Source organism: Geodermatophilus sp. SYSU D00766 (assembly GCF_054049915.1).
Genome location: NZ_JBJGYI010000046.1, coordinates 1 through 16,403, shown reverse-complemented (window position 1 = coordinate 16,403; position 16,403 = coordinate 1). Strand labels below are relative to the sequence as shown.

Sequence of the window (16,403 nt, the reverse complement as noted above, 5' to 3'; positions counted from 1 at the left end):
CACCAGATGGCAACCGACTACTACGGCGTCCTCGGGCTGTCCCGGGGCGCGTCCGACGCCGACATCAAGAAGGCCTACCGGCGGCTGGCGCGCGACCTGCACCCCGACGTCAACCCCGATCCCGAGGCCAAGGAGCGCTTCCAGGAGGTCAGCCGCGCCTACCAGGCGCTGACCGACCCGGACAAGCGCCGCATCGTCGATCTCGGCGGCGACCCCTTCGACGCCGGCGCGGGGGCCGCCGGCGGCTCACCCTTCGGCGCCGGGGCCGGCTTCGGCGGGCTCGGCGACATCATGGACGCCTTCTTCGGCGGCGGCACCATGGGCGGCCGGGGCCCGCGCAGCCGGGTGCGCGCCGGGGACGACGCGCTCATCCGCCTCGAGCTCGACCTGGAGCAGACGGTCTTCGGCACGACCGAGGAGATCACCGTCGACACCGCCGTCCTGTGCGGCACCTGCAGCGGTGCGGGCACCGCCCCGGGCACCCACCCGGTCACCTGCTCCACCTGCTCCGGGCGCGGCGAGGTGCAGAGCGTGCAGCGCTCCTTCCTCGGCCAGGTGGTCAGCTCCCGGCCGTGCCCGACGTGCGCCGGCACCGGCCAGGTCATCCCCGACCCCTGCCCCGAGTGCGGCAGCGAGGGCCGGGTCCGCGCCCGCCGGACCATCCCGGTCAAGGTGCCGGCCGGCGTCGAGGACGGCATGCGCATCCGGCTCACCGGCCGCGGCGAGGTCGGCCCCGGCGGCGGGCCGGCGGGTGACCTCTACGTGGAGATCCGCGAGCGCCCGCACGAGGTCTTCACCCGCGACGGCGAGGACCTGCACTGCCACGTCACGCTGCCGATGACCGCCGCGGCGCTGGGCACCACGCTGCCGCTGACGCTGCTCGACGGCGAGGACACCGACGTCGACGTGCGGCCGGGCACCCAGTCGGGCACCGTCCTCACGCTGCGCGGCAAGGGCGCGCCGCGGCTGCGGGCCACCGGCCGGGGCAACCTGCAGGTCCACGTCGACGTCCAGACGCCGACCCGGCTCGACGCCGAGCAGGAGAAGCTGCTGCGCGAGCTCGCCGCGCTGCGCGGTGAGGACCAGCGGCAGCCGTCCGCCGAGGGGCACGGGGGGTTGTTCTCCCGGGTCCGGAACCCGTTCAGGTGAGCGCCCCGGCCACCGACGACCAGCACCCCGTGCAGGACGGCTCCCCGCTGTTCCTGCTCGACGAGCTCCCCGACGCCGCGGAGCTGGTCGTCGGCGGCGCCGAGGGCCGGCACGCCGTCGACGTGCTGCGGCTGACCCCCGGCGAGCCGGTGCGGGTCGGGGACGGCCGCGGCACCGTCGTCGAGGGGACCGTGCTCGACGCCGGCCCGGCCGGCCTGGGCGTGCAGGTGACCGCCCGGCACGAGGTGCCCGCGCCGGAGCCGGAGTTCGTGCTGGTGCAGGCGCTGCCCAAGGGCGACCGCGGCCCGCTCGCGGTGGAGCTGGCCACCGAGCTCGGCGTCGACCGGATCGTGCCGTGGGCCGCCGCCCGCTGCGTCACCCGGTGGCGCGAGGACCGCGTGGAGAAGGGCCTGGCGAGGTGGCGCGCGGCGGCGCGGGCGGCGGCCAAGCAGGCGCGCCGGCCGCGGGTGCCCGAGGTCGCCGGCCTGCTGACCACCCGGCAGGTGTGCGGCGAGCTCGAGGACGTCGACCTCGCGCTGGTCCTGCACGAGCAGGCCCGCACCCCGCTCACCGGCGTCGAGGTGCCCCGCACCGGCACGGTCGCCGTCGTCGTCGGGCCCGAGGGCGGGCTGACCGACGGCGAGGTCGTCGCGCTGCGCGCCGCCGGGGCGCGGGCGGTGCGGCTGGGCCCGGAGGTGCTGCGGACCTCGACCGCCGGCGCCGCCGCGCTGGCCGCCCTGTCGGTCCGCACCCGCTGGTCCTGACGGCGGGGTCGCGCCGGGATCAGGTGACCTGATCGTGGGGCGTCCTCCCGCACGGTGGGACGTGGGGGAGGACGCGCTGCGGTGCGGGAGGACGGTCGGCCCGCCGTAGGGTCCGACCGTGACCGACTGCCTGTTCTGCCGGATCGTCGCCCGGGAGATCCCCGCCGACGTCGTGCACGAGACCGACCGCACGCTCGCCTTCCGCGACGTCAACCCGCAGGCCCCGACGCACGTGCTGGTGATCCCCAAGGACCACCACCCGACGGTGGCCGCGCTGGCGTACGCCGACCCCGACCTGCTGGCCGAGGTCGTCCGGGCCGTGTCGGCGGTCGCCGTCCAGGAGGGCCTGGCCACCGACGACGGCGTCGAGCCGGGGTACCGGGTGGTCACCAATACCGGTCCGCAGGCCGGGCAGTCGGTCGACCACGTGCACCTGCACGTGCTCGGCGGCCGCGACCTGCGCTGGCCCCCGGGCTGAGCCGCGCGGACGGTGGCAGGGTGGCCGGCATGACCGACGCCGGCAGCGCCGCCCCCGTCCGGATCGAGCGGGACGGCGACGTCGCCGTCGTCGTGCTCGACAGGCCGCCGCTGAACCTCTTCGACGAGCCGGTGTTCGCCGCCCTGGAGCAGGTGGCCGCCGAGCTGGTCGAGCTCACCGCGCCCGGCCGCCCCGACCGCGCCCGCGCGGTGCTCGTCGAGGCTCGCGGGCGGGTCGTCTCCGGCGGGGTCGACGTCACCGCCTTCCGCGACATCGCCGAGGGCCCCGACCCGGCGCAGGCCGGCGCGGCGCTGTGGGCGCGGCTGCTGCGCGTGGCCCAGACCGTCGAGGACCTGCCGGTGCCCACCGTGTTCGCCGCGCACGGGCTGACCCTCACCGCCGCCTTCGAGCTGGCGCTGGCCTGCGACCTGCTGCTGGCCGCCGAGCGGGCGTCGTTCGGGCTGGTCGAGATCGTCGTCGGGCTCACCCCGTCGATGGGCGGCCCGCAGCGGCTGGCCGAGCGGGCCGGGCCGGCGCGGGCCAAGGAGCTCATCTTCACCGGGGAGCGGTTCCCGGCCGCGGTCCTGGAGCGGTGGGGCGTGGTCAACCGGGTGCTGCCCGACGAGGGGTTCGCCGCGGCCGCCCGCGACACGGCGCACCGGCTCGCGGCCGGCCCCACGGTGGCGCACGCGGCCACCAAGCGGCTGGTCACCACCGCCGTGCGGCACGGCGCCCGGGCCGCCGACGACGTCACCCCGCAGGTCTCCGGGCCGCTGTTCGCCACCGCCGACCTGCGCGGCGCCGTCGCCTCGTTCCTCGAGGAGGGACCCGGCAAGGCCACCTACCAGGGGCGCTGAGCCGGTCGCGGACGGGATTCCCGGTGGCGGCCCGCGGGTAGACTCGGATGGTCAGATCCCCGTGTCAGGAAGGCAGGGTCGAGGGTTCTTGCCCGACACCTCCCCGAACGTCCCCGTGCCCGGCGTGCCCACCTCGCGTGAGGCCTCCGCCCAGGCCGCCGCGGCGGACGTCGCCACCGCTCTCGCGACCCCCGCGCCGGCGGCGGTCCGCACCACCATCACCGTCCCGGACTCGGTGTCCATGGTCGGCCTGCTCGGCTCCGGCGACGAGCTGCTGCGGCTGGTCGAGGGCGAGCTCGAGGCCGACGTGCACGTGCGCGGCAACGAGATCGCCGTGACCGGGCAGCCGGCCGACAACGCCTTCGCCGTCCGCGTCTTCGACGAGCTGATCGCGCTGCTGGGCACCGGCCAGGCGCTGCGCCCGGACTCGGTGCGCCGCGTCATCGGCATGCTGCGCAGCGGCGGCTCCGAGCGCCCCGCCGACGTGCTGAGCCTGGACATCATCAGCCGCCGGGGCCGCACCATCCGGCCCAAGACGCTCAACCAGAAGCGCTACGTCGACGCGATCGACGCGCACACCGTCGTCTTCGGCATCGGCCCGGCCGGCACCGGCAAGACCTACCTGGCCATGGCCAAGGCCGTGCAGGCGCTGCAGACCAAGCAGGTCAACCGGATCATCCTCACCCGGCCCGCAGTCGAGGCCGGCGAGCGGCTGGGCTACCTGCCCGGCACGCTCAGCGAGAAGATCGACCCCTACCTGCGGCCGCTCTACGACGCGCTGCACGACATGGTCGACCCGGAGTCCATCCCGCGGCTCATGCAGTCGGGCACCATCGAGGTCGCCCCGCTGGCCTACATGCGCGGACGCACGCTCAACGACGCGTTCGTCATCCTCGACGAGGCGCAGAACACCACCGCCGAGCAGATGAAGATGTTCCTCACCCGGCTCGGCTTCGGCTCGAAGATCGTCGTCACCGGTGACGTCACGCAGGTGGACCTGCCCGGCGGCGCGCAGAGCGGGCTGAAGGTGGTGCGGGAGATCCTCGACGGCATCGAGGACGTGCACTTCGCCAACCTGACCAGCTCCGACGTCGTCCGCCACCGGCTGGTCGGCGACATCGTCGACGCCTACGAGCGCTGGGACGCCTCCCACCAGCAGGGCGCCGGCCGGCCCGCGACGCCCGCCCGCCCGGCGCGGCCGACCCGCCGGCAGGGGAGCTGAGCGCCGTGCCCGTCGAGGTCGCCAACGAGTCCGAGATCGCCGTCGACGAGGCCGAGCTGACCGGGATCTGCCGGTACGTGCTCGCCGAGATGGGCGTCAACCCGATGGCCGAGCTGTCGGTGCTGTGCGTCGACCCGGACTACATGTCGGTGCTGCACGAGCGCTGGATGGGGGAGAAGGGCCCGACCGACGTCCTGGCCTTCCCCATGGACGAGCTCGACACCGCCCGTCCCGACGACCCCGAGCCCGGGCCGGCGCTGCTCGGCGACGTCGTGCTGTGCCCCTCGGTCGCCGTCCGGCAGGCCCGTGCCGCCGGGCACTCGATGGACGACGAGCTGCTGCTGCTGGCCACCCACGGCGTGCTGCACCTGCTCGGCTACGACCACATGGAGCCCGAGGAGGAGCGGGAGATGTTCGGCCTGCAGAACCGCCTGCTCGAGGGCTGGCGGTCCGCCCCGCGGCAGCCGGTCACCGGCGAGCCGGCCGAACGGGGCCAGTCCTCCCGGTGAGGGCCCCGCGATGAGCGCCGGTGCGGTGACCCTGCTGGTGGTCGCGATCTGCCTGGTGCCGCTGGCGGGCGCCTTCGGCGCCATGGACGCCGCCCTGCAGCGGGTGTCGCTCGCCCGCGTGGAGGAGCTGCGCCGCGACGGCGTCCGGCGCGCGGCCCGCCTCGAGCAGGTGCTCGGCGAGCGCGCCCGCGCCGTGGCGCTGCTGCTCCTGCTGCGGATCGTCTGCGAGATGGTGGCGGCGGTGCTCGTCGCCGTGCTGTTCGTCCGGGTCCTGGGCATGGGCTGGCAGGCGGTGCTGGCCGCGGCCGGCGTCATGGTGGTGGTCAGCTACGTGCTGGTCGGCGTCGGGCCGCGCACGCTCGGCCGCCAGCACGCCTACCCGATCGCGCTGGCCACCGCCGGCGTCGTGCGGCTGCTGGTGCGGGTCCTCGGGCCGGTCGCGACGCTGCTCATCCTCATCGGCAACGCGATCACCCCCGGCCGCGGCTACCGCGACGGCCCGTTCTCCACGGAGGTGGAGCTGCGCGAGCTCGTCGACCTCGCCGAGGAGCGCGGCGTGGTGGAGTCCGGCGAGCGCAACATGATCCACTCGGTGTTCGAGCTCGGCGACACCATCGCCCGCGAGGTGATGGTGCCGCGCACCGACGTCGTCTGGATCGAGCGGACCAAGAGCGTCCGGCAGGCGCTGGCGCTGGCGCTGCGCAGCGGGTTCAGCCGCATCCCGGTGATCGGGGAGAACGTCGACGACGTCGTCGGCGTCGTCTACCTCAAGGACCTCGTGCGCCGGTCGCAGAACCTCGGCGACGCCCGCGGGCCCCGGGTCGAGGAGCTCATGCGCCCGCCGGCGTTCGTGCCGGAGTCCAAGCCGGTCGACGAGCTGCTGCGCGACATGCAGGCCCGCCGCACCCACATCGCCATCGTCGTCGACGAGTACGGCGGGTTCGCGGGGCTGGTGACCATCGAGGACATCCTCGAGGAGATCGTCGGCGAGATCGCCGACGAGCACGACGCCGTCCAGCGGCCGCCGGTCGAGCACCTCGAGGACGGCTCGGTGCGGATCACCGCCCGGCTGCCGGTCGAGGACCTCGCCGAGCTCTTCGACGTCGAGCTGCCCGGCGACGACGACGTCGAGACCGTCGGCGGCCTGCTCGCCCGCGAGCTCGGGCTGGTGCCGATCGAGGGGTCCTCGGCCGACGTCGCCGGCCTGCACCTGGTCGCCGAGAGCACCGGCGGGCGGCGCAACCGCATCGACACGATCCTGGTCACCCGGTTGCCCGACGCCGACCCCGAGCACCAGTCCGGGGCCACCCGGGCGGAGGTCCCGGCCACCGTCGAGACGTGAGGAAGGACCCTCCGCCCCCCACCGCTCGCAGGCTCGCGCCGGGCCCCTGCGGGAGGGCCGGATCCACCGGTAGGAGACTCCTCCTGTGCCCGACCTGCAGCCCGAGGACGCCAAGCTCGTCACCCTCGCCCGCTCCGCGCGCGGCCGCACCGGCGCCGCCGAGGGCGCCGCGGTCCGCGACACCGACGGGCGCACCTACGTCGCCGCGTCGGTGGTGCTGCCCTCGCTGACCCTCTCGGCGCTGCAGGCCGCCGTCGCCGCCGCCGTCTCCAGCGGGGTGCAGGGTCTGGAGGCCGCCGCGGTGGTGTCCGACGCCGACGCCGTCGAACAGGCGGGGCTGGCGGCGGTGCACGACCTGACGCCGTCGGCCCCGGTGTTCCTCGCCGGCCCCGACGGCACCGTCCGCGCCACCGCGTGAGCGCCCGCGATGATCAGGTGACCTGATCGTGCAGCGTCCTCCCTCACCGTGGGACGTGCGGGAGGACACCGCAGGATCAGGTCACCTGATCCCCGCCACCTCCGCGTGGGTGTCACCCGGCGGTGGGAGACTGGACCGGTGAGCACGCCGGAGCAGCCGTACCGCAGCGGCTTCGCCTGCCTGGTGGGCCGCCCCAACGCCGGCAAGACCACGCTGACCAACGCGATGGTCGGCGAGAAGGTCGGCATCGTCAGCAACCGGCCGCAGACCACCCGGCACGCCATCCGCGGCGTCGTCCACCGGCCCGGCGGGCAGCTCGTGCTCGTCGACACCCCCGGCCTGCACAAGCCGAAGAGCCTGCTCGGCCGCCGGCTCAACGACGTCGTCCGCGACACCCTCTCCGAGGTCGACGTCGTGGTGTTCTGCATCCCGGCCGACCAGCCCGTCGGCACCGGCGACCGGTTCATCGCCCGCCAGCTGCAGGACGTCAAGGCGCCGGTGGTGGTCGTCGTCACCAAGACCGACGCCGCGTCGAAGAAGCAGGTCGCCGAGCAGCTGGTGGCCGCCAGCGCGCTGGTCGAGGCCGCCGAGGTCGTGCCGGTCAGCGCGGTGCGCGGCGACCAGGTCGAGCTGCTGGAGGACCTGCTCGTCGGCCTGCTGCCCGAGGGGCCACCGCTCTACCCCGAGGAGCAGACCACCGACGAGGACACCGACCGGCAGATCGCCGAGCTCGTCCGCGAGGCGGCGCTGGAGAAGGTGTTCCAGGAGGTGCCGCACTCCCTCGCCGTCACCGTCGAGGAGCTGGTCCGCCGCCCCGACCCCAAGCGGGAGGGCGCCGAGCTGGTCGAGGTGCACGCGCTGCTGCACGTCGAGCGCGCGAGCCAGAAGCCCATGCTGCTGGGGAGGGGCGGGTCGGTCATCAAGGCCATCGGCACCGAGGCCCGCGCCGGCCTCGAGCAGCTGCTCGGCGCGCGCGTCCACCTCGACCTGCACGTCACCGTCCTCGGCGAGTGGCAGGACGACCCGAAGAAGCTCAACCGGTTGGGTTACTGAGTGAGCACCACGCCGAAGTCGCTGTACCGCGACGAGGGGGTCGTCCTGCGCACCCAGAAGCTGGGGGAGGCCGACCGGATCGTCACGGTCCTCACCCGCCGGCACGGCAAGGTGCGGGCGGTGGCCAAGGGCGTGCGCCGCACCAAGAGCAAGTTCGGGGCCCGGCTCGAGCCGTTCAGCCACGTCGACCTGCAGCTCTACACCGGCCGCAACCTCGACGTCGTCAGCCAGGCCGAGTCCATCCGCTCCTACGGCTCGGTCATCGCCGGCGACTACCCGGCCTACACCGCCGGCACCGCGGTGCTCGAGACCGCCGACCGGCTGACGGCGGAGGAGAAGGAGCCCTCGCTGCGGCTGTTCCTCCTCGTCGTCGGGGCGCTGCGGGCGCTGTCGGACCGCACCCGCCCCGCCGGGCTGGTGCTCGACGCCTTCCTGCTGCGCGCCATGTCGGTGGCCGGGTGGGAACCGGCGCTGGGCGACTGCGCGCGGTGCGGCACCGAGGGCCCGCACCGGCACTTCTCCGTCCCGGCCGGCGGCTCGGTGTGCCGCGAGTGCCGCCCGACCGGCTCGGCCATGCCCAGCCCGGTCACCATCGAGCACCTGGAGGCACTGCTGTCCGGCGACTGGGAGCGGGCCGAGGCCAGCGAGAGCGCGCAGCGCCGGGAGGGCAGCGGCCTGGTCGCGGCCCTGCTGCAGTGGCACCTCGAGCGCGGCCTGCGGTCCCTGCCGCTGGTCGACCGCTCCGACGTCGCGCCGCGGCGGGAGGCGGGCCTGCTGAGTGAGGCGTGAGGTGAAGGCACCCGACCCCCACCCGTCGGGCGCCACCCCGCCGCCGATCCCGGCCGACCGGGTGCCCCGGCACGTGGCGATCGTCATGGACGGCAACGGGCGGTGGGCCAAGGAGCGCGGACTGCCCCGGACGGCGGGTCACGAGGCGGGGGAGTCCTCGCTGTTCGACTGCGTCGAGGGGGCCATCGAGCTCGGCGTCGGGGCGATCAGCGCCTACGCCTTCTCCACGGAGAACTGGCGGCGCAGCCCCGAGGAGGTCCGCTTCCTCATGGGCTTCAACCGCGACGTCATCCGCCGCCGCCGCGACGAGATGCACGAGCTCGGCGTGCGGGTGCGCTGGGCCGGCCGCCGCCCGCGGCTGTGGCGCAGCGTGATCAAGGAGCTCGAGATCGCCGAGGAGCTCACGAAGGACAACGACGTCCTCACCCTCACCATGTGCGTCAACTACGGCGGCCGCGCCGAGATCGCCGACGCCGCCGCGGCCATCGCCCGCGAGGCCGCCGCCGGCCGCCTGGACCCGGGCAAGGTCGACGAGCGCACCGTCGCGCGGTTCCTCGACGAGCCCGACATGCCCGACGTCGACCTGTTCGTCCGCAGCTCCGGGGAGAACCGGACGAGCAACTTCCTGCTCTGGCAGTCGGCCTACGCGGAGTTCGTCTTCCTCGACACGCTCTGGCCCGACTTCGACCGCCGTCACCTGTGGGCCGCCTGCGAGGAGTTCGCCTCCCGCCAGCGCCGCTTCGGCAAGGCCTAGCGGCACCCTCGCACGGCCCCGCCACGAGCTCGCGGGGCCGCGGCGGAATCCGTTGACAGTCCGGCGGACCGGCCCGACAGTGGCGGCTCCCCCGACAGAGGACGGACGACACCACCGTGAGCGAGAGCACCGCCGCGCCCCCGCACGCCCCGACCCCGGCGCAGCCCGGTGACCTGACCGACCACCTGGTCGCCACCGACGTCTGGACCGACCAGATGTTGAGCGAGGCGGGCATCCCCGTCGTCGACGTCCCGTTCGTCACCGTCGGCGGCGGCGTGGGCTCGTTCGTGCTCGTCGACTACCTGCGCATCTGCGGTGTCCCCACCGACGCCATCCGCGTGCTGACGCCGCTGCGCACCCCCTGGGAGAGCTACGAGTACCTGACGGCGGTCTCCCAGATCCCGCGCGGCGAGCGGCTGCGCTCGGACTCCTCCGGCACCCCGGACAACATCTGGGGGTTCCCCGGCTACGCCATCCGCGAGGCCCTCCAAGGCAACCTCCGGGCGGCGTGGAACGTCCTCGTCGAGCCGGTGTTCGCCGACTACTACACGCCGAAGGCCGGGATGGTCTTCGAGTCGATGGAGAAGGAGATGCACCGGATCCGGTGGCCGGAGATGGTCGTCCCCGGGCAGGTCCGGATGGTCCGCCGGCGGGCCGGCGGCGGGTACTTCACGGTCCTCACCCCGCCGGAGGGCGCCACGCCGACCCGGCGGATCGCCTACCGCAGCCAGTTCGTGCACGTCGCCGTCGGCTACCCGGGCCTGCGCTTCCTGCCCGACCTGCAGCGGTACCGATCGGAGCACAACGACTACCGGCGGGTGGTCAACGCCTACGAGCCGCACGAGCACGTCTACGAGCGGCTGGCCCTGCGTCCCGGCACGGTGCTGGTCCGCGGCGGCGGCATCGTCGCCTCCCGCGTCCTGCAGCGGCTCATCGACGACCGCGACCGCCGCGGCCTGAACACCCAGATCGTGCACCTGTTCCGCTCCTACGTGGACAAGCCGCACGGGCCCAGCCTCTTCATGCGCCGCAAGGGCGCCGACGGCTGGGCCTACCAGGGCTTCAACTGGCCCAAGTCGACCTGGGGCGGCCAGCTGCGGGCCCGGATGGCCAAGCTCGAGGGCGAGGACCGCGTCCGGATCTACAAGGAGATGGGCGGCACCAACACCCCGGCGCGCCAGGACTGGCAGGAGCAGCTGGCCCGCGGCCGGCAGCAGGGTTGGTACCGCGTCGTCATCGGGCAGATCGACGGCATGCGGCCGGTCGGCGACCTGGTCGAGGTCTCGGTGGACACCGACCAGGGGCGGCACGTCGGCACGTTCGACCACGTCGTCGACTGCACCGGGCTGGAGGCCGACATCCGCGAGCACCGGCTGCTGGCCGACCTGCTCGACCACTCCAACGCCCAGCGCAACCCGCTGGGCCGCCTCGACGTCGAGGCCGACTTCGAGGTCACCGGCACCCGCAACGGAGGCAAGGTGTACGCCTCGGGCAGCGCCACGCTCGGCGGCTACTTCGCCGGCGTGGACAGCTTCCTCGGCCTGCTGGTGGCCGCGCAGGAGATCACCGACGACCTCGCGGCCCAGGGGTTCGCCCGGAAGCTCACCCCGGGGCGGTCCACCAGCCAGTGGTGGAAGTGGGTCCGCAACACCACCATCTGACCGCCCTCCCGACCTGCGAGAGAGACACCCGTGATCCCCACCCTCAACGGCCGCATCCAGACCCGGGTCTTCCTGCTGGCCACCGTCGGCGTCCTGTGGACGCTCGTGTTCACCCCGCTGCTGCCCACCGGGGCGCCGCTGGGCGCCTCCTACGGGGCCACCTTCTCGGTGCTGCTCGTCGTCACCGTGCTCGGCGTGCTCTGGGAGTTCGTCTACCACGGCCTGCAGCAGTTCCGGTGGGAGAAGGACTGGCCGACCTTCTTCACGCTCGTCACCGGCATCCCCGAGGGGCTGCTGGTCTGGTTCCTGCTGGCCGGCGGCGCCACCTGGGTCGACAGCATGCCGGGCCCGGCGTTCGTGCTCCTGTTCTCGACCACCTGGCTGCTGGTGTTCCTCGTCGCCAACGGCCCGATGCGCGTGCCGTTCGTGCACTGGCGCAACCAGGGCGGGAAACTCGTCTGATGTCGAGTCCCCCGCCTCCGCTTCCCGGTGACGCCACGGCGGGGGCCACGGTCACTCCCTTCGACCAGGTCGCCGTCCAGGTGGCGCAGGGCCCCGACCTCGTCGTCCGGCTGCCCGGCGTGCTCCTCGTCGTCGCGGTCCCCCCGCAGTCCACCGCGAGCGCCGCGCCCCCTCCCCGCCCGACGCTCGCGGGCTGGGGGCCGGCGCCGGTGCCGGCCCCACCCGTGGCCGTGCCGGCCGGTGACGCGCCCCTCGGCGAGCTCGTCACCATCTGCCGCCGGGTCTCCGCCGCCGGTGCGCGCGCCCCCGGCGTGCGACTGCACGAGGAGCTGCGCACCTGGCTCGGCACGGTGGCCGCTCCGCCCTCGTTCGCCGTCGTCGCCGCCACCGAGGACGGGCTGGCGCTCGTGCTCGTCGGCGGCGGGACCGCCGAGGTGCCCGACCTCGGGCTGCGGCTGACCGCGGCGCAGGGGGAGGACCTGGGGAACGGGACGGAGGTCGTCGACCGCTTCGTCGCCTGGCCACCGGCGGCACTGCACCTCTCGGCCGGCTCGCCGGTGACCACGGCGCCGCACCCGCTGGCCGACCTCGTGGCCGGTGTCGTCCCCGGCGCCGCCGCGGTGCTCTCGCCGTCGCCGGCACCCCCGCCGGTGCCCCCGCCGCCGTCCGGGACGGCGGCGACTCGCCTCCCGGCGCCGCACGTCGGGACGCCGCTGGTGGAGGTCCCGCCGGTGGGCGAGCGCGTGGCGTCCGCCTCCGCCGCCGGGCCGGCGCTGCCGCCGGAACCGGCGGCGCCCCCGCCACCGGCGCCGGAGCTGCCCGCCCCGAAGCGGTCGGCGCGGCTGTTCGACGCGCCGGCCGACGCCGAGCCGCCCCGCGAGCCCCTGCCGATCCCCGGCGCCGAGCCGACGTCGACCCGGGCCGCGGAGCCGGAGGACGACCGGGCGAGGGTCAAGGGGATCGTCTGCAAGAACGGTCACCTCAACGACCCCCGCGTGAGCTTCTGCGCCCTGTGCGGGATCCGCACGACCCAGCAGACCGCCGTCCTGGTCGAGGGCGTGCGCCCGCCGCTGGGCCTGCTCGTCTTCGACGACGGCGCGACGGTGAGCCTGGACGCGGACTACCTGCTGGGCCGGGAGCCGGAGACCGACGCGCGCGTGGCCTCCGGGGACCTGCGACCCCTGCTCGTCGTCGACCCGACCGGTGGCGTCAGCCGGCACCACGCCGAGATCCGCCTCGAGGGGTGGGACGTGCTGCTGGTCGACACCGGCTCGGCCAACGGCACGCTCGTCGCCCCCCGCGGGGCCCCGGGATGGGGGTCGCTGGTGCCCCACCAGCCGGTCCGGCTGACCCCGGGCATGGCGGTCCGCATGGGCGGCCGGCAGTTCGCCTTCGAGTCCCCGCACGGCGCCTACTGACCCGTCCGGCGCCCGTCCCCGGGCGGGGACGGGCGCCGTCGTGTCACCCGCGGGCGGTCGTGCTCTGCCCCCGGTGCGGACCAGAGCACGACCGTCCGCGGCAGGACCACGGGGCGGAGCCCCGGCCGCACCCGGGACGCGACGGAGCCCGCGTCCCCTCGAAACGGGACGCGGGCTCCGGGACGAGGTGGCTCAGGCGGCCCCGGGCCGGGCGGCGATGCCGGCGAGGGTCTCGTCCATGTCCCGGTCGGCGTCGGCCGTGCCGGCGTGCACGAGCAGGATCGGCGTCAGGTCGTCGCCGGCCGGGACGGCGCCCGCACCCGCCGGGACCACCAGCAGCGCGGGCAGCGCCTGGCTCTCCGGCTCGACCTGCACCCCGGCCCGGCGCAACGAGTCGGCCACGCCGCGCTTGACCCCGCGGCGGCCGTCGCCGGCGCGCAGCTGCAGCGGCACCTGCCGGCCCAGCGAGGCGTGCGCGGCCAGCCGGAGCGCGGCCCGGCCGTCGGCGCCGCCGTCCTGCAGCACCGCGACCGGCCCGTGCGGCTGCAGCGTCGCGGAGCCGAGCTCGCCGGAGACGGTCACCACCGAGCCGTTCAGCGACGCGGGCCACGGGGTGTCGCCGTCGGCGGTCAGGGCGCCCTCGCCGAGACCCCAGCCGCTGCGGACCAGCACCACGTCGGCACCGCTGCTGCCGGCCAGGTCGGCGACCTCCGCCCACGGGTCCTCGCTGAAGCGGGAGGCCACCGACGCCCGGAGCCCCCGCGCCTCCACCTGGCGGGCCAGCGTGCGCAGCTCGCCGGCGACGGTCGCCATGAGCTCGAGGTCGGCACCCAGCCCGGAGGAGACCTCCGGCTTGGGCCGCGACCGCCGCACCACGCGGGTGAGGACCACCTGCGCCGGCTGCTCGCGGCCGACCAGGTCGCAGGCGAGGTCCACGAGGCCCGCATCGCGGTCGACGTCGTCCACCACGACGACGACCGTGTAGGCCTCGGTGAGGCCCATCTCGGCCCGCTCGGCCGCGGCGATGTCGCGGTCGAGGACCCGCTGCGGGTAGATGACGTTGAGCAGCGGCGAGGTCATCACCGTGGTGACGACGGCCATGATCACCATGAGCGTGAACATCTCGGCGTCGAGCACACCCTGCTGGACGCCGATGTTGAGGATGACCAGCTCGGTCAGCCCGCGGGTGTTCATCAGGGTGGCCAGCGCGCTGGCCTGCCGGCGCGGCACCTTCTGCGCGCGGGCCGCCGCGTACGCGCCGACGAACTTGCCCGAGATGGCCACCAGCAGGATCAGCGCCAGCTCGCCGAGGCCGGTGAGGTCGATGGCGCCGATGTCGACCTGCAGACCGGTGACGACGAAGAAGACCGGCAGCAGGAGCAGCACGCTGACCTGCTCGAGCCGGTCGATGATCTCGTGGTTGAGCCGGGCGGCGCCCTTGCGGGGCATGACCACGCCGAAGAGGAAGGCGCCGAAGATGAAGTGGATGCCGATCTCCTCGGCCACCCAGGCGCTGGCCAGGATGCCGATCAGCACGCCGGCGAGCATCTCCGGGGTGAGCTGGCCCAGCCGCTCGTAGCGGGTGACCAGCACCCGCAGCACCGGCTTGACCACCAGGAACATCACCAGGGCGAACACGATCGACAGGCCCAGGATGAGCACGACGCCGGAGAACGAGCCGGCCGCGACGATCGCCACGACGACGGCGAGCAGGCACCAGGCGAGGACGTCGTCGACGGCGGCGCAGGCCAGCGCGAGGACGCCGGTGGGGATCCGGTGCATCTGCCGCTCGGCGAGGATGCGGGCGAGCACCGGGAACGCGGTGATCGACATCGCCACACCGAGGAAGAGGGCGAAGCCGAGGTAGGAGATGGCCGAGGTGGTGCCGTCCTCGGCGGTGAAGACGTCGTGGTGGGTGTGCAGGTAGGTGGCCAGCAGCACGCCCAGCGCGAAGGGCAGCAGGATCGAGGCCAGCGACACCGACACGGCGATCTTCTCGCGCCCGCGGATGAACGACAGGTCGACCTCGAGGCCGATGAGGAACATGAACAGGACCAGGCCGAGCTGGGCCAGCACGTTGAGGAACGGCCGGATGTCCGGTGGGAACAGCAGGGTGTCCAGGTCGCCGGGCAGCGCGCCCAGCAGGGTGGGCCCGAGCAGGATGCCGGCGACGATCTCGCCGATCACCGCCGGCTGACCGACCCGGCGGGCGAGTCGGCCCATCAGGCGGGCGAGGACCATGATCACGGCCAGGTCGATGAAGACGTAGGCGACGATCTCTGCGACGGGGCGCGGCTCCACGAGATCTCCGGATGGCGTGTGACGGGTGGGTGCGGGTCACCCGGGGACTGTCGCGACCGCGGCGCGGTCACGGGCCGTCCGAGGGGTCCCGGGCGGCGACGGGCGCGGAGCGTAACGGCGGTCCGCGGGACGTGGGGGTCTTCGGCACGTGGCGGTGCGGGACCGATCCGGCGGGACCGATCCGGCGGGGCGGATCGGGTTCCCGGACGGCGGTCCGGCGGGCACACTGTCGCGCTGCCGCGTCGCGGCGTCCCGGTCGTCCCGGGGGGAGAGCAGCGTGTCAGGAGGACAGGGATGGATGCCGTCGGCCTGGTGGGCCCGGCGCCTGCCACCATCGCGGACTACCAGGTGGTCCGCGTGCTCGGTGAGGGCAACAACGGCCGCTTCTACCTCGCCCGCCCGCCGGCGCGGCTCGGGCTGCCCGACGAGTACGTCGCGGTGAAGGTGTTCACCGGCACGCACAGCGAGCAGGCCTACGAGCGCGGGGTGCGCGAGCTGCGGGCCTTCGCCCAGGTGGCCTCGCCCTACCTGGTGAAGGTCTACGACGCGGTGCTCCAGGACAGCTTCCTGTACGCCATGGAGTACTGCCCGCTCGGCTCGCTGGCCGCCCCGGCCCGCCCGCTCAGCCGCGGCGAGGTGCTGCGGGCGGTGGCGCACGCCGCCCACGCCGCGCACGCGCTGCACGAGGCCGGGCTGACCCACGGCGACATCAAGCCGGCCAACATCCTGCTCACCGACGACGGGGGCAAGCTCTCCGACCTCGGCCTGGCCCGCTACCTCGCGCCCGGCGTCACGCTGACCGGGATGGCCAGCGCCGCGTCCGTCGAGTACCTGGACCCGGCGCTGCTGCGCGGTGAGCGGCCCTCCCGGGCCACCGAGGTGTTCGCCCTGGGCGCCACGCTCAACCGCGCGCTCACCGGCACCGGCCTCTACGGCGAGCTGCCCGACGGCGAGCCGCTGCTGGCGATCCGCCGGGTGATGAGCGCCGAGCCGGCGATCAGCGCCGGGCTGACCGACGACGAGGCCGCGCTGGTCTCCGCCTGCCTGGCGCCGGTCGGCCAGCGGCCGGCGACCGCGCTGCAGGTGGCCGAGCGCCTCGACGCGCTGGCGGCGGCCACCCGCGCCTGAGCGCGGCGCCCGACGACGAGGGCCCCGCGCCCCCCCGCCCGGCGGGGGGGGGGGGCCCCGCGTGGTGGGGTCCCCGCTGGCGGGCAGCGGATGCACAA

Annotated in this window: 16 protein-coding genes; 15 read left to right on the top strand and 1 reads right to left on the bottom strand. The window is 74.9% G+C overall.

The genetic code is table 11. The features are described 5' to 3' along the window. Nucleotides 1-6 precede the first annotated feature (6 nt). The 14 genes from dnaJ (at nt 7) to ACI8AD_RS22220 (ending at nt 12,876) form a co-directional block, all read left to right on the top strand. On the top strand, nt 7-1,149 hold the full coding sequence (gene dnaJ / locus ACI8AD_RS22285) for a molecular chaperone DnaJ (protein ID WP_456872718.1): 1,143 nt from the start codon (nt 7-9) through the stop codon (nt 1,147-1,149). Then, on the top strand, nt 1,146-1,913 hold the full coding sequence (locus tag ACI8AD_RS22280) for a 16S rRNA (uracil(1498)-N(3))-methyltransferase (protein WP_456872717.1): 768 nt from the start codon (nt 1,146-1,148) through the stop codon (nt 1,911-1,913). The genes dnaJ and ACI8AD_RS22280 overlap by 4 nt, the downstream gene beginning before the upstream one ends. A 118-nt stretch (nt 1,914-2,031) precedes the next feature. Then, nucleotides 2,032-2,391, top strand: coding sequence for a histidine triad nucleotide-binding protein (locus ACI8AD_RS22275; RefSeq protein WP_456872716.1), 360 nt, complete (start codon nt 2,032-2,034; stop codon nt 2,389-2,391). A 29-nt stretch (nt 2,392-2,420) separates the two neighbouring features. Then, nucleotides 2,421-3,248 carry an enoyl-CoA hydratase/isomerase family protein gene (locus tag ACI8AD_RS22270; RefSeq protein ID WP_456872715.1) on the top strand — a complete coding sequence of 276 codons (828 nt, stop codon included), beginning with the start codon at nt 2,421-2,423 and terminating at the stop codon, nt 3,246-3,248. Between the two features lie 124 nt (nt 3,249-3,372). Next, on the top strand, nt 3,373-4,470 hold the full coding sequence (locus tag ACI8AD_RS22265) for a PhoH family protein (RefSeq protein WP_456872714.1): 1,098 nt from the start codon (nt 3,373-3,375) through the stop codon (nt 4,468-4,470). Nucleotides 4,471-4,475: 5 nt separating this feature from the next. Further along, complete coding sequence (gene ybeY / locus ACI8AD_RS22260) at nt 4,476-4,979, top strand: rRNA maturation RNase YbeY (protein WP_456872713.1); 504 nt, start codon at nt 4,476-4,478, stop codon at nt 4,977-4,979. A gap of 10 nt (nt 4,980-4,989) precedes the next feature. Further along, a complete protein-coding gene (locus ACI8AD_RS22255) occupies nt 4,990-6,321 on the top strand; it encodes a hemolysin family protein (RefSeq protein WP_456872712.1) in 1,332 nt (443 codons plus the stop codon). A gap of 85 nt (nt 6,322-6,406) precedes the next feature. Beyond that, nucleotides 6,407-6,739, top strand: a complete 333-nt coding sequence (locus ACI8AD_RS22250; protein ID WP_456872711.1) for a cytidine deaminase — start codon at nt 6,407-6,409, stop codon at nt 6,737-6,739. Between the two features lie 138 nt (nt 6,740-6,877). Next, a complete protein-coding gene (gene era, locus ACI8AD_RS22245; protein WP_456872710.1) occupies nt 6,878-7,792 on the top strand; it encodes a GTPase Era in 915 nt (304 codons plus the stop codon). Then, nucleotides 7,793-8,581: a DNA repair protein RecO gene (gene recO, locus ACI8AD_RS22240; RefSeq protein WP_456872709.1), complete on the top strand. Its 789-nt coding sequence runs from the start codon at nt 7,793-7,795 to the stop codon at nt 8,579-8,581. Nucleotide 8,582: 1 nt separating this feature from the next. After that, the gene (locus ACI8AD_RS22235) at nt 8,583-9,335 is read left to right on the top strand and encodes an isoprenyl transferase (protein ID WP_456872708.1); all 753 of its coding nucleotides are present in this window, start codon (nt 8,583-8,585) and stop codon (nt 9,333-9,335) included. A gap of 116 nt (nt 9,336-9,451) precedes the next feature. Then, a complete protein-coding gene (locus tag ACI8AD_RS22230; RefSeq protein ID WP_456872707.1) occupies nt 9,452-10,996 on the top strand; it encodes a hypothetical protein in 1,545 nt (514 codons plus the stop codon). 30 nt (nt 10,997-11,026) lie between these two features. Then, on the top strand, nt 11,027-11,458 hold the full coding sequence (locus tag ACI8AD_RS22225) for a hypothetical protein (RefSeq protein WP_456872706.1): 432 nt from the start codon (nt 11,027-11,029) through the stop codon (nt 11,456-11,458). Continuing rightward, nucleotides 11,458-12,876 carry an FHA domain-containing protein gene (locus ACI8AD_RS22220; RefSeq protein WP_456872705.1) on the top strand — a complete coding sequence of 473 codons (1,419 nt, stop codon included), beginning with the start codon at nt 11,458-11,460 and terminating at the stop codon, nt 12,874-12,876. The genes ACI8AD_RS22225 and ACI8AD_RS22220 overlap by 1 nt, the downstream gene beginning before the upstream one ends. A 192-nt stretch (nt 12,877-13,068) precedes the next feature. On the opposite strand, the gene ACI8AD_RS22215 is transcribed toward ACI8AD_RS22220, so the two are convergent. Beyond that, the gene (locus ACI8AD_RS22215; protein ID WP_456872704.1) at nt 13,069-15,177 is read right to left on the bottom strand and encodes a cation:proton antiporter; all 2,109 of its coding nucleotides are present in this window, start codon (nt 15,175-15,177) and stop codon (nt 13,069-13,071) included. A 294-nt stretch (nt 15,178-15,471) separates the two neighbouring features. On the opposite strand from ACI8AD_RS22215, the gene ACI8AD_RS22210 reads away from it, so the two are divergent. Further along, the gene (locus tag ACI8AD_RS22210; protein WP_456872703.1) at nt 15,472-16,305 is read left to right on the top strand and encodes a protein kinase domain-containing protein; all 834 of its coding nucleotides are present in this window, start codon (nt 15,472-15,474) and stop codon (nt 16,303-16,305) included. Nucleotides 16,306-16,403 lie beyond the last annotated feature (98 nt).